General features: G+C 55.6%; 9 protein-coding genes and 2 pseudogenes. 1 reads left to right on the top strand and 10 read right to left on the bottom strand.

Features of this window, described 5'->3' with window-relative positions:
* Nucleotides 1–168: 168 nt before the first annotated feature.
* Genes BLT73_RS17170 through BLT73_RS17880 form a run of 3 tightly spaced genes read right to left on the bottom strand, consistent with a single transcriptional unit; the run spans nt 169 to nt 1066 of the window.
* Nucleotides 169–357, bottom strand: a complete 189-nt coding sequence (locus tag BLT73_RS17170; protein ID WP_143025720.1) for a hypothetical protein — start codon at nt 355–357, stop codon at nt 169–171.
* Nucleotides 309–593: a hypothetical protein gene (locus tag BLT73_RS17885; RefSeq protein ID WP_425438832.1), complete on the bottom strand. Its 285-nt coding sequence runs from the start codon at nt 591–593 to the stop codon at nt 309–311. The genes BLT73_RS17170 and BLT73_RS17885 overlap by 49 nt, the downstream gene beginning before the upstream one ends.
* Entirely contained in the window at nt 563–1066 is a 504-nt protein-coding gene (locus BLT73_RS17880) for a LysR family transcriptional regulator (protein WP_176805213.1), read from the bottom strand. Before BLT73_RS17880 ends, BLT73_RS17885 begins: the two co-directional genes overlap by 31 nt.
* On the opposite strand from BLT73_RS17880, the gene BLT73_RS16710 reads away from it, so the two are divergent.
* Nucleotides 1015–1314: a CoA transferase gene (locus tag BLT73_RS16710; RefSeq protein WP_090525717.1), complete on the top strand. Its 300-nt coding sequence runs from the start codon at nt 1015–1017 to the stop codon at nt 1312–1314. The genes BLT73_RS17880 and BLT73_RS16710 overlap by 52 nt on opposite strands.
* A gap of 304 nt (nt 1315–1618) precedes the next feature.
* Here the strand turns inward: BLT73_RS16710 and tnpC are convergent.
* From tnpC to BLT73_RS16670, 7 genes and pseudogenes are all read right to left on the bottom strand, one after another.
* Nucleotides 1619–3149, bottom strand: a pseudogene (tnpC, locus tag BLT73_RS17875) (IS66 family transposase).
* Nucleotides 3150–3208: 59 nt separating this feature from the next.
* Nucleotides 3209–3556, bottom strand: coding sequence for an IS66 family insertion sequence element accessory protein TnpB (gene tnpB / locus BLT73_RS16700; RefSeq protein WP_090525716.1), 348 nt, complete (start codon nt 3554–3556; stop codon nt 3209–3211).
* A 516-nt stretch (nt 3557–4072) separates the two neighbouring features.
* Entirely contained in the window at nt 4073–4189 is a 117-nt protein-coding gene (locus tag BLT73_RS17870) for a transposase (protein WP_218132569.1), read from the bottom strand.
* A gap of 474 nt (nt 4190–4663) precedes the next feature.
* On the bottom strand, nt 4664–6760 hold the full coding sequence (locus BLT73_RS16685) for a heparinase II/III domain-containing protein (protein WP_090525714.1): 2097 nt from the start codon (nt 6758–6760) through the stop codon (nt 4664–4666).
* Nucleotides 6753–7922, bottom strand: coding sequence for a glycosyltransferase family 4 protein (locus BLT73_RS16680; protein WP_090525712.1), 1170 nt, complete (start codon nt 7920–7922; stop codon nt 6753–6755). The genes BLT73_RS16685 and BLT73_RS16680 overlap by 8 nt, the downstream gene beginning before the upstream one ends.
* A complete protein-coding gene (locus tag BLT73_RS17165; protein ID WP_143025719.1) occupies nt 7919–9853 on the bottom strand; it encodes a glycosyltransferase family protein in 1935 nt (644 codons plus the stop codon). Before BLT73_RS17165 ends, BLT73_RS16680 begins: the two co-directional genes overlap by 4 nt.
* Nucleotides 9854–10137: 284 nt before the next feature.
* Nucleotides 10138–10464 (bottom strand): annotated as a pseudogene (locus BLT73_RS16670) (integrase core domain-containing protein); the annotation flags it as partial.
* Between the last annotated feature and the right edge of the window lie 138 nt (nt 10465–10602).

Here is a 10602-nt window from a genome sequence, read left to right as displayed (position 1 = left end):
CCATTGGCCAAGTCTGTGACCTATACGGGCCTGAAGAATGCTCAAACTACTTCACCGCTGCCGGATATGTATCAGGTTAAAATCGAAATGCTTTAGGATCAATTTCCGGAGATTGGCCTTGGACCGCAACATTTGTGCATCGGGGCGTTCGCACAGATAACGAGTGCGCTAAAAGGTGGGATTGGTGATGTCGCGGTCGATCACATCGGCACCATACGCGCCATCTTCCAGATTGGCGCGTGTGCCCAGCATCATCCGCAGCCCACTATTCACGAATGGCGGCGCCGCCGCCAAATGCTCCGAGAAAATTAAGGCGTGGCGCTCCTGCATTTTTTGCGCATCGGTGTCATCCGCCATCGGTTGTCGCGTGACCACTTACAGGTCAGGACGAAGCGGTTGGCCAGAAAATTGTTGAGGGAAATGGGCTGGTCCGGACTGCCGATCATCGCGGGCAAACCAAGGCAGATCATTTCTTCCTCAAGCGGCGGGGTCAGCGCCAGCCTTGGATCACGTGGCGGATTGACGACCAGAGTCGGATCTATATCAGCCGCCGATAGCCGTTCTATTGTCGACCCAGAGCCACTGTCGGCCATTTCAAACTGCGATTTCGGCCGCTCAGCTGCGAAACGCTGCATCGATTGTAGGGCCAGGCAATCACAGCCGAAGAGGCGATTCTCAGCACCACGCGACCCAACAGCCAGTCGCTTTGATGCTGCATGTCAATTTCGGCGCTGTCGATGGCGCGGGGTATGGCGACGGCAGGGTGATGAAAATGCTGCCCCGCCGGCGGCGGCACTGCGCCGCGCGAGGACCGGTCGAGGATGGTTTGTTTCAGCCGAGGTTCCAGATTCACGAGATGGTGGGCGATAACCGCAGACGCGTAGCGTTTCTGTTCGGCTGCGCCGTCTATGCTGTCAGCGTCGGAAACTGCCTTAAAAATGCTGATCTGGCGGAAGTCCAGATGCAGGCTCTCAGGATTCTCGTGATCGGATAGCGATAATATGTTATTCTTAGATGCCTCGCCGTCAGCTACCGTCTGCTCAACGGGAGGAGTCGCTGATAACACAGATATTCTCACCTTTGGGTGGCATCCGCGTCGCCGAGATGAGCCATATGATCATGGGGCCGTCCTGCCGCATGCTCATTGGCCGTCTGGACGCCGAGGTGAAAATAGTCGAACCGCCTCAAGGCGGCAAGACTCGCGAGCTTGACAGAATGGGCAGCCCGATGTTTCCGCAGTTCGATCGCGGCAAGAAATCGATGACCATTAACGTCAAGACCGAGGCCCGCCGAAAGCATCTGGCTTCGGGTTAGGGCACAAAGCCTGATCGCTCCGCCAAACGGCGGACCCACGTGACATCACAGTGGTCCTCAGGCTCAGGCCCCGTCTGGTTGGCGATATATAGTCCATCTACATCTCATCCGTCACGTTGCCGCTCGTACAGACCCAACAGCAACGCGCCAACACGTGCTGACCCCAGTAACGGTTCCGCAATATCCCGAATTCGCCCAGCAGTTTGCACGAGCTCCGGCCCTTCAGGTGCTTCACCTACCGGCTGACCGACTGGGTCGGGGAAATCGACAGCAGCAGATGGATAGCAAGCGTCCGGTTTGACCGCTACCGGTTCGATTTCCACGGCAGCAGATCATCGATCCTGTTGATCTTATAGTCCGAGATTCGGGCGATGATGCCGGCGAGCCAGGCGGATGGATCGGTGCCGTTGAGCTTGGCGGTTTCGATCAGGGTATAGGCGATGGCGGCGGCCTTGCCGCCAGCCTCGGAGCCGACAAAGAGATAGTTTTTGCGACCGAGGGCGATGGCACGCATGCCGCGTTCGGCGACGTTGTTATCGAGTTCCAGGATGCCGTTGTCGAGATAGGGTCGCAGGCGTTCCATGCGGGTCAGGGCATAGCGGATCGCGGCGGCGAGCGGTGATTTCCCGGATATTCTGGTCAGCTGCATGGCCAGCCATACCTCAAGATCATCGAAGACCGGAGCGGCATGGGCCTTGCGCAGTGCAGCCCGACGGTCTGGTGGGGAACCGCGTGCTTCCGTCTCGACAGCGTAGAGTTCGGCAATCCGGGCGATGGCTTCTTCGGCGATTGGCGACGCCTGGGCGCGATGAATGTCGACGAACTTGCGCCTGACATGTGCCATGCAGGCGACTTCATGGATCGCGCCGGATCGATACAGTTCCTCGAACCCGGCATAGCCATCGGCATGCATCCAGCCTCGGTATCGGGCAAGATGATCTTTGGGATGCTGTCCCTTGCGGTCGCCGGAGAAGCGATACCATGCGGCTGGCGGTGTATCACTGCTCCATGGGCGTTCGTCGCGGGCATAGGTCCAGAGCCGCGCCGTCCGGGTCTTGCCGGTGCCGGGCGCCAGCATGCGCACCGGCGTGTCATCGACAAAGATTGCGTCTCCTGCCAACACATGGCGACCGATGGCATCTGCCAGCGGTTCCAGCAGGGCCGTGGCCTTGCCGACCCAATCGGCCAGCGTGGACCGGTCGAGGTCGACCCCGTCCCGGTCGAATATCTGGCTCTGGCGATAGAGCGGCAGATGATCCGCGTCTTCGGGGCTTACGCGGCCCCACCGGGGCCATGGTCCCCGGCAACTTGCTGACCAGCACATGCGCCAGCAGCCTGGGTCCCGGGCGCCCGCGTTCAATGGGGCGTGAGGGCAATGGCGAATGCGTGAAACGATCGCAGAAGGCACAGGCAAAGCCTGGCCGGACGATGCGGTTCACGATGAAGCGGCCCAGTTCCTCGGTCACGTCCTCGCCGATCCGGCGCAGATGGCCGCCGCAATCCGCACAGGTATCGCTGCCGCGCGTCAGCTCGACTTCCATCCGGGGAATGTGATCCGGGATCGGCTTGCGCTTCGGCTTACCCTTGTCCTCGATGTCGGGCAGCTTCATCCGGGCGATCATCGCCGCGGCCGCGATCTCGCTGGTTTCCAAGGCCAGTTGCAGTTGCTCAATGCTCTCGGACGATGTGCCAAACCGATGCGCCCGATGCCCGGCCAACTGATGCCGCAGCTTCTCGATCAGCACCGCCTGTGCCTTCACCTCGTCCAGAAGCCGCGCCGTGAAGCTGCGCAGTCCCTCGGGATCGTCAGGGATGGTCACGGGCTCGTCCAGCATGGAAAGAGCTTACCCTGCTGATGTCTTTCAGGGAATCCCTGCCGTCCCGGATCGGCGGATTATCCCGCTCTCAGCGGCTGCCAGGTGCGTTGCGGTGTCCGCCAGTCGATGCCTTCGAGCAGCATCGCCAATTGCGCAAGCGTCAACGCCACCTTGCCCTCTTTTGCCGAGGGCCACGCCAAGTGGCCGCGTTCAAGCCGCTTGGTGAACATGCACGCGCCTTGCCCGTCCCACCAGATCACCTTCACCAAGTCGCCCCGACGCCCCCGAAACATGAAGGGGTGTCCCGCGAACGCATCCTGCTGCAGCACGGCCTCGGCCTGCGCCGCCAGAGATGGAAACCCCGTGCGCATATCGGTCACACCGGCCGCCAGCCAGACCCGCGTATTGGCCGGAACCGGGATCATGGCGACAGGCCCCGGATCATCCGCGCCAGGGCATCCGGATCAAAGCTGCCGCTGATCCGCATCCGGTGGCCGCTCGACAGTTCGTTGTCAATCCGGTTCTGCGCAACCGGCGTGTCCGTGGCGGGCTTGGCATCTATGATCTCAACCGGCAGAAAGCGCGATCCTGACCCTGCGGGCATGGAGGGAGCCGACGCCGCGTCCGGCGAATAGCGGGGATCACGCAGTCATTTGAGGATCAGGTTCGCATTCACCGCGTAACGACGCGCCACCTGCGCAATAGAAACACCCGGCGCCGCCGTCTGCAGGCAGATCGACCGCTTCTCTTCATCCGTCCAGAGCCGCCTCGTCCGACGTGTCATCAAAGCACCATAGTGTCCACTATACTTGGTGGACACTAACCGCCACTTCCCAAACCCGGCAGAGCGGTCAGGCCGGACGGTTACGATGGATATGATCGCGGTTCACGCGGCCCGCATGGATCACCATCTCATGCGCTCGCGCCGTTTCCCAGATCGACTACCGGCATCGCTCGCCAATATCCCCGCCAAGCACCTGATTCCGGTATTTCGTGACCCACACGAGGTGATATTTGCAATCCCAAACCGTGTGACCGCCGCGTTTGTAAGTTTCCATAGCCGCAAGCTACACAGAATCTGACGCTAACCCATGCCGGCAAGCCGTGGAGTTTACTGATCCCATATCGGCGACCCTAAATCTGAACCGAAATTGAACCAGAGCATCCGTTACAAAACCAACCTAGAGGTTCGAAAAACTTTGAAGGAGGAGATTAATGTTCGGCGCGGAGGTACATGCAAATTACCTCAATAGTCGCGGATCAAACCAAAAGAGTTGTCGTCGCATGCCCAATGTGCGAGCGATTCTTCACACTCCCCTTGAGACTCGCAATCTGGTTGACGAATTTGATCGAAACGCAATGGCGCCCGGCCGTCACGGTGTGCATCTCTCCCAGTTCGACAAGCGGGACGACGCGCAAACGTAGCTCAACGGCTTAAGGTTTGCCCATCTCTGACCCATATATCGACCTCAAAGCAGGGAATTTCGGTATGAACTTCAATAGGATATTGATCTGATCAAGGACGACACGTTCTAATCCAGTTTTGTGCGGACACGCGAGTGGGCGACAGTGTCGATAAGAGTAGCCGGTTCCAGATCTGACCATGTCACAATTGTCTGCACACGGGCGATACCGTTGACGAAAGGACGCGTGATTACGAGGCGGGACGCCGAAGTCGGCCTTCCCATCGGAAAGACGGTTGCATCGTCTTCGCAGATTGCCGATCCATCGGGAAAAACGATGCTAGGACCCGAGATGTCGAACGCTCTGTGCCACAGCGTCCAGGAATTCGATTCTGAGCGTTCCGCGGTGATACCATCGCCAAGCACGAAACCAACTGTCACAGAGGTCTCATTGCGCGACTCAGCCGCCACTTGATCCTCGATCACAAGCGTCGACAATGCGGAATGCCAGAGCAGATGCCGCGTGACGAGCACGCCGGGATAATGCTTGTGCCAACCCTCGACGCGCACCAGGTCGCTTGCTGTCATTTCCTCGCCGTCGAGGCCGGCTCGCCGCAGCTTGTGTTCGTACTGCCCGTCGGCAAGGTATGGCGCATTATGCGCCATCACCGAACTGGCGTACATACTCAGCTCTGATCGATCGTACTTGTAAAAGCCGGGATCTGCGATCCACTGGATACCGTCATTCGTTGATAGCGTGATCGACAGGTCGTCATCGTGTTTATGTGTTTGGGAAAGCGCCGACGCGATCATCGTCAGGTTCATCTCGCGTTGACCGCCGACATCATCCTTGATCGACGCATATCCAGCGTCGGGGAACATCGCCAACCGCGTGCTCAATTCCAGTTGCTCGCGGGTCACCTGCAGGGACTTTTCAATCGGTAGATTCGGTGTGTATCTTGTGTCGCCGATCGCAGGCATCCGATCCGCGCTGAAACGCATGCGTTCCGTAAATGAGCCCATAGCCGCTATTCGTTTCCGTACGCCTGCAACGCTCGATGGGAGTGCAATCGGTGTCGACAGCAGGAGCGCGGTGCAATCTCGCAGCACCCTGTAGAGCCCAAGATGATAGCCGGTACTGTTCTCAATGCTTACACCGTCACTGCTGATCAGCCCATCAACCTGCGCGGCAAGAATGTCGCTTCCATGCTGTCGCCAGCTATCTGATTCTGGATGCTTGTTAAGTAGAATGCCAGCAAGGAGGCAGTAGATCGCCTGAAATACGAGATGGTTGTGGATGAAAACCGGTTGGTGGCGGCCGGTAAAGCTCCAACTGCCGAGCAGTCGTGCATGGGCGATCAAGCAGTGCTCGATTTTCGCAGTGTCAATTGCTGAGGCGTTTACCGATCGCATGACTGACCAAATTGTACACATGACGCCAAGGCGTTCTGCGGCCCCGTGGTCATAATATGCGTATTTGATGTCTTCTGGGGTCTCCTCGAAGTTGTCTTCTATCCAGTCATGCACATGCCGCCTTGCACGGACCAGAAACTCCGCCTCACCCGTCTTCTGATAGGCAACCAGAAAAATCCTTACATGACCTAGCGCATGATACATATAGCGGTGCGAGTTGCTGAGGGCTTCGTAACCGCTTCGAAAATCGCCAAATTTGTCCAATTCCACCGAGTCGTCGGGCCCGACATATAGCACGGGACGAGATACCATTTCCCTGGCTAGCTTTGTGGCGACATCGTATTGTGCCAACCCGCCGCGGGCCATAAAGTCATGGCAGACCTTTCGCATCTCCGCATCCGGCGATGTTAGTTGGATATCGGCAGCCGGTATAGTTTCCACCGAGGTAATTGCCATATGGCCAGAAGACGGTCCATTAAAACTGCACCAGAATTCAAGATTTTGGGCAGCGTCAGGAGGCGTTTCCCATCCCGCATCAAGCCTTACCGCCAGATCATCTGGCCGCAGATCCATTACATAGTCGCCGGAATGTGGCACGTGCAGCTGCTTGCAATGGTAGAATTTGCCACTGATCCGCCAGCCTAACGCAAGATAGCGAACATTCAACCCATCAGAAATGCGATACCGGACGCGAACGCCCTCGCGGGCTTGCAACGGCTGGTGCTGTATCTTCAGTGTTTCGACGTCACCCGCGGCCCAATCCTTTTCAGAATATCTCAGCGGCGGAACGTCGCTTTTGGATCCATCAGCCATTGGCAACAGCAAGCGCTTGGGCAGTAGGTAGCGTCCGGTTTTCGTAACCCTCAAACTGTTCCAAAAGTGTCAGGCCTTCGCCGCCTTTCCTACACAGTGACTTAAATATCTCGGTAAAACGGTCGAAATGCTGCTGGGGCCGACATTTCGAGGGTACGGTACTTTCAATCTCCGAGCGGTCAAAGGTCATATCACCTTCGAAATATTGCAGAAGCTTCTGACAGGCGTCGGATGTGCCACCTACCGGAAACAACTGCCCGTTAATTCCCGGCTGTATCAACTCTGGCAACGCATGAGTATTCGAACTGAAGACTGGCACACCATGCGCAAGTCCTTCTACAACAACAAGGCCAAAAGATTCTGCCTGGCTTGTGCAAAGCAACGCGCCTCCGCTTTCCGCGACGGCCGAATAGATGTTAGACATTGTTTCGCGGCCCACACTGTGACGCCAATCTACTGCGTCCTCAATGCCCAGTGCAATCAATTCGGAAACGAACAGGGCAGAACTTTCTAAATTCAGAGTGCCACCTGTGCACATAATGAACCGAACAGGAATCTGACGGCGGAGGTCGGAAAATATCCGCAAAGCGTCGAGCCAGTTCTTACCGTGACTAATTTTTCCTATCCAGAGCAAATACGGTACACCGTCCAGTTTAAGCCTGGCGGTGTCGCTTTCCACATCGGTTGCCTCACCGCGCGGCATTGCGATATTTGGAAGCACTTCGACACGCTCGATGAGAGCACTGGATTGAAGCCGCGCAATGACCTCCTGATAAGACCAGTGCGACGGAACCAGGACCCGGTCCAGCATTGAGACGACATCATCCGTGATCTCGTCAAAGAACGCTGGGGTCGAGGTGTGCATCTCCAGCACAAGGGGGCCACTATAACAAGCGCGAATTTCTGCTACTTTTTTTACATCATCTATAAGATGGACCACATCGAAATGCTCCTCGTTCACAAGTTTGCAAACTCGGCCAATATAATCCTTTTGTAAGTGGACGTCTGCACCCAATGACTGCATCTGGGCACTACCGCCGGCATCCAGTGAAAAACAACAGGTGACGTGTATCTGGCGCTCGGTATCGGCCTTCATCCTCTCTCGGATCACGCTCGAGACTCCACCAAAATTGCAATACAGGTAGGCATAGAGGATTTTCATATTACCGCCTCGTCAAAAATGGCTTCAAGTCCCGCAACGCGGTCGGCCCAACTACAGTTTCTACAGAACTCGATGTTTTGAGCATGATCAAAATCCGCAGCCCGCGCCTTACTTATTGCAGTGGCAAGATCGCTGGACTGATTGTAGACATAGACGTTTGGATAGGATGAAATCTGCTCCATAAATACAGATACGACCTTCAGCCCCAGACAGAAATATTCGTATATCTTAATAGGATCAACGGCGTTGGCCAATCTCGAAGGCGTAAAAGGAATAAGCCCGATCTCCCAATCCTTTGCTACTTCAATGATCTGTTCGTGGTTCATCGGTCCTAGGAACTTCACGTTTGGCAAGTCTATTTCCGGATGGGTGCCATGACCGATTATTTCAAATTCCAGTTGCGGTTCGTTTCGCGCTAAACTGACGAAGGCCGGCCAATCAAACCATTTAGTCGTCAAGTGTCCAAAGTAGCCGATTTTACCACCCCTAGACTTTGACACGGTTCCGAAATCCTGAAAACGCTTGTGAAAGCTAGCGCCGGCACCATTCGGCAATATACTGCTATGTTGGGCGCGAGCACCCATAGAAATCAGCTTGGATTGCAGCGGCGGACTGACAGAAAGTGAAAAATCGGACCGGCGTGCCAGGTAACGTTCAAAGTTGACACTGTACCATCGGGCAGCGCCGGCTGCTTGGAACTCTTCCCAATCGTCTCGCGCTTCATAGCCTGTTCGCCATCCGTTTGCCCGCAGATGATTGAGCAGCGGGATTGCGCCGGCATCGGGAATGCTGAGCAGTGCACGACCGCCTTTTCTTCCCAACTGGACGATCCGATCAGAGAAATCTGCGAAAAGATCGTTTGGGATCTGGACCAGTTTCCCAGAGCCTGTTTCCGGGCGAAGCTGATCCTCAAGAATTGAGTGCGTTAAACTGCTGCGATAATAAACATATACGACGGTATTTCCACGAGCGACAAGTTCGCTTGCAAACATCATGGATCGATTGGCCCGATTGTCCTTACCGATGAGTGTAGTTCCCGTATAGATCAGGTAAATCTTATTAGCGGGTATCCCTTGTAATTTGATTAGCTCGGCGCCTATTTTCTTGACCTGCCGAGTGCGGGACATTCCAACTTGTTCAAGAGCATCTTTCGCGATCACTAAATCTCTCTTGCCCGTCCAGTGCGCAATGCGATAACCGTACCACCTTGCGTCGTCCGGAAATGCAAATTCTACGGACGTTGTCTCGGCTTCACCTGAAGAGGGCAGGTAGACATAGTCGCCGAGCTTTGAGGATGTTGAAAATTTGTTTCCTTGTGACGCCAGCAGATTGAGCTCGTTGTCATAAAATCGAGGCAAAATCACGGCATATCTGCTATTTGCGGAATCGGTTTGCAATGCAGCAATAGTCAGCTTGTGGCAGTAGCTGCTTCCAGGTTCAAGACGCAGCATATGTTCGTATTCGCCGTTTGCGTAGATGCGCGAGAAAGGAGATTTGCCGAAATCGATTTCGCGGTGTTTGACCAACTCTCCTGCACCTAGCGTGCTACTTGCAGTCGGCTCATCCGGGCTTAGATTTGAGCTAACTGCAGCGGACAGAATTTCAAACGGTTCCTGCGCCCAGTTCACAAAATGGATGTCCAATTCAGCTGTTCCGGCGGGCACTTCAATCGTTCGTGCTGCAGGCTTCGAGTACTTTAGGTAAAAGAATGGAAGTTTGAATTTCGTGGAAATCCCAAGCGAACTTGGGGTATCTGAAACTTTTCTTCCATGCTCGTCACGGAAGGAAAGCAGCACAACGACATTGAAGTGAGAATTTGGTGATATATCGACCATCAGCCTTAAGGAAGAAACCCTTGCAGCGACGGAAATTCGAAACCCGATACCATCGGTTATAATAAGGGGTGATTTTTCAGCCGGAACTAGCTGCATGCTGTAATTGCCTTTCTTGATCTCACATGTCGGGTGAGTTCATCGCGTACGAATGGCGGCAGGTGCCCAGATCATACCGAGCGAGAATAGGGGCGCGTGATACTGAAAGCTTTACATTGCCGTTTCTCATCGATGTTCTTTGAGTCTCAATCCCAGCGGAGGCTGCTTGGCCACCACGAACCACCCGTGGGTTGAGCTTATTTTTGAGGTCTACCTACAAGGTTGCTTGCTGTAAGCCAAGGGTTTTGATTGACCAGCCCCACCTGAGTGGTCCAGTTTGATTGTTAGTGTATGACCGGCCTTTGGTCCATCGGGACGATCGTTTCTGGGGCCGGTGGGCGATAGCCCAATGCGATGTGTGGTCGCTTCGTGTTATAGTGCTACCTCCATGCTTCGATGATGATTTGCGCCTCACGGAGACTGTAGAAGACTTCACCGTTCAGCAACTCGTCGCGGAACCGGGCGTTGAAGCTCTCGCAATAGCCATTCTCCCAAGGTGAGCCGGGTTCGATATAGGCCGTCTTCGCCCCGACGGCTGCGATCCAGTCGCGGACTGCCTGGGCGATGAATTCCGGCCCATTGTCCGAACGAATGAAGGCAGGGACGCCCCGCGGTAATCCTCCCCTTTTTAACGGGGCGTGGCTGTAGAATTCACGCGGCCATTTTCAGCTTCATGGCGGGTGTGATCCCGCCGTTGCCCATGTTGGGACGTTCGTTGTTATAGGTCCAGAGCCATTTGGTGGCGGTCC

This window comes from Paracoccus isoporae, from assembly GCF_900101865.1.
Classification (GTDB): domain Bacteria; phylum Pseudomonadota; class Alphaproteobacteria; order Rhodobacterales; family Rhodobacteraceae; genus Paracoccus; species Paracoccus isoporae.
The sequence above is the reverse complement of the archived record's forward strand: the minus strand, read 5'-3'. Positions and strand labels throughout refer to the sequence as shown.

What these genes read in the sequence shown, in the direction of transcription:
- BLT73_RS17170 (WP_143025720.1), bottom strand. Translation starts at nt 357, where the DNA reads ATGGCGGATGACACCGATGCGCAAAAAATGCAGGAGCGCCACGCCTTA.
- BLT73_RS17885 (WP_425438832.1), bottom strand. Translation starts at nt 593, where the DNA reads ATGGCCGACAGTGGCTCTGGGTCGACAATAGAACGGCTATCGGCGGCT.
- BLT73_RS16710 (WP_090525717.1), top strand. Translation starts at nt 1,015, where the DNA reads ATGCCTCGCCGTCAGCTACCGTCTGCTCAACGGGAGGAGTCGCTGATA.
- tnpB (WP_090525716.1), bottom strand. Translation starts at nt 3,556, where the DNA reads ATGATCCCGGTTCCGGCCAATACGCGGGTCTGGCTGGCGGCCGGTGTG.
- BLT73_RS17870 (WP_218132569.1), bottom strand. Translation starts at nt 4,189, where the DNA reads ATGGAAACTTACAAACGCGGCGGTCACACGGTTTGGGATTGCAAATAT.
- BLT73_RS16685 (WP_090525714.1), bottom strand. Translation starts at nt 6,760, where the DNA reads ATGGCTGATGGATCCAAAAGCGACGTTCCGCCGCTGAGATATTCTGAA.
- BLT73_RS16680 (WP_090525712.1), bottom strand. Translation starts at nt 7,922, where the DNA reads ATGAAAATCCTCTATGCCTACCTGTATTGCAATTTTGGTGGAGTCTCG.
- BLT73_RS17165 (WP_143025719.1), bottom strand. Translation starts at nt 9,853, where the DNA reads ATGCAGCTAGTTCCGGCTGAAAAATCACCCCTTATTATAACCGATGGT.